Annotated in this window: 1 protein-coding gene and 2 pseudogenes; 1 reads left to right on the plus strand and 2 read right to left on the minus strand. The window is 68.9% G+C overall.

Features of this window, described 5'->3' with window-relative positions; translation table 11 throughout:
• A pseudogene (locus tag JYJ84_RS35900) lies at positions 1 to 329 on the minus strand (A/G-specific adenine glycosylase); the annotation flags it as partial.
• A gap of 24 nt (positions 330 to 353) precedes the next feature.
• Positions 354 to 1,181, minus strand: coding sequence for a bifunctional DNA-formamidopyrimidine glycosylase/DNA-(apurinic or apyrimidinic site) lyase (mutM, locus tag JYJ84_RS35905; RefSeq protein WP_122946300.1), 828 nt, complete (start codon positions 1,179 to 1,181; stop codon positions 354 to 356).
• A gap of 86 nt (positions 1,182 to 1,267) precedes the next feature.
• Between mutM and JYJ84_RS35910 the strand changes: the two are divergent.
• A pseudogene (locus JYJ84_RS35910) lies at positions 1,268 to 1,724 on the plus strand (hypothetical protein); the annotation flags it as partial.

Consider the following 1,724-nt stretch of genomic DNA (forward strand, 5'->3'; position numbering starts at 1 on the left):
ACGACCTGCGCGCAGCGGTGCAGGTTGCGCGCGCGCGAGTAGTAACCGAGCCCCGCCCACAGCGCCATCACGTCGTCGGTCGGCGCGGCCGCGAGCGCGGCAACATCGGGGTAACGTTCGAGAAAGCGCGTGTAATACGGGATGACGGTCGACACCTGCGTCTGCTGCAGCATGATTTCCGACAGCCAGATCCGGTACGGATCGCGGGTGTTCTGCCACGGCAGGTCGTGGCGGCCATGCTCGCGCTGCCACGCGACCAGGCGTGTGGCGAACGTGCGGTGCAGCGGCGTAACGGGGAACGGAGCGGGGGCGATGCGGGGCGGCTTCAAGTTATCTAATCGCGAAAAAAGGTTTCAACGCTGGCACGTCGGGCAGAAATAGGTCGACCGCTGGCCCTGCACGATCTGGCGGATCGGCGTGCCGCATACGCGGCAAGGCTGGCCCGCACGGTCGTAGACGAAGCAGTCGAGCTGGAAATAGCCGCTTTCGCCGTTGCTGCCGACAAAATCGCGCAACGTGCTGCCGCCGCGCTCGATCGCGTCGGCGAGCGTCGCGCGCACCGCATCGGCCAGCCGCTCGTAGCGCGGCAGCGAGACCTTGCCGGCGGCCGTCGTTGGCCGGATGCCGGCGCGAAACAGGCTCTCCGACGCATAGATGTTGCCGACGCCGACGACCATGTCGCCCGCGAGCAGCGCCTGCTTGACCGACACGGTGCGGCCGCGCGTGCGCGCGTGCAGCAGCGCGCCGGTAAACGCCGGCGAGAACGGCTCGACGCCGAGGCTCGCGAGGAGCGGATGCGCATGGACGTCGCCCGCGTCGCGCGGGTGCCACAGCACCGCGCCGAAGCGGCGCGGATCGCGGAACCGCAGCACGAATTCGTCGAAGATCCAGTCGATGTGGTCATGCTTCGCGGCAGCCGGCACGCCATCTGCGGGCAACACGCGCAGCGTGCCCGTCATGCCGAGATGGACGATGAACCAGCCCGCATCGACCTCGAACAGCAGATACTTGCCGCGACGCTCGACGCCGAGCACCTCGCGCGCGCGCAACTGCTCGGCGAGCCCGGCCGGCACGGGCCAGCGCAGCATCGCGGTACGGACGTCGACACGCTCGACGCGGCGGCCTGCGACAAAGGGCTCGATGCCCCGGCGCGTGACTTCGACTTCTGGCAACTCTGGCATTGTTTGCGGGTCTGAGACTGGATTACCGATCGTGCGTGTATTGTAGCGAGCGCGTTACAATCGGTTGAAACATCGAACGGATTTCCATGACCCTGCCCTCGAAGCTGCTTCAGAAGCGCCCCGCCGCCGTGCGCGGCGCGCGCGCCTTCCCGGTCCGCCGTGCACTCGGCGCCGCGTTGTTTGCCGCCTGGACCCTTACCGCCTTCCCGGCCCACGCGCAGGATCCGGCATCGGACGACGCGGAGCCGCAGGGCGCGTTCGAGCATGTGATGCCGGACGAGAGCAAGAATCTCCCCAGCGTGCCGCTGACGAGCCAGATCGTCTACCAGGTGCTCGCCGCCGAGGTCGCGCTCCAGCGTAACCAGCCCGCGCCGGCCTACCAGACCTACCTCGCGCTCGCCCGCGACACGCGCGATCCGCGCATGGCGCAGCGTGCGACCGAGATCGCGCTCGGCGCACAGAGCCCGGCCGACGCGCTGTCCGCCGCGAACCTGTGGCGCCAGTACTCCCCGGATTCGAACCGCGCATCGCAGGTCGACGCCG

This window comes from Burkholderia sp. LMG 13014 (assembly GCF_905232215.1).
Taxonomy (GTDB): Bacteria; Pseudomonadota; Gammaproteobacteria; order Burkholderiales; family Burkholderiaceae; genus Burkholderia.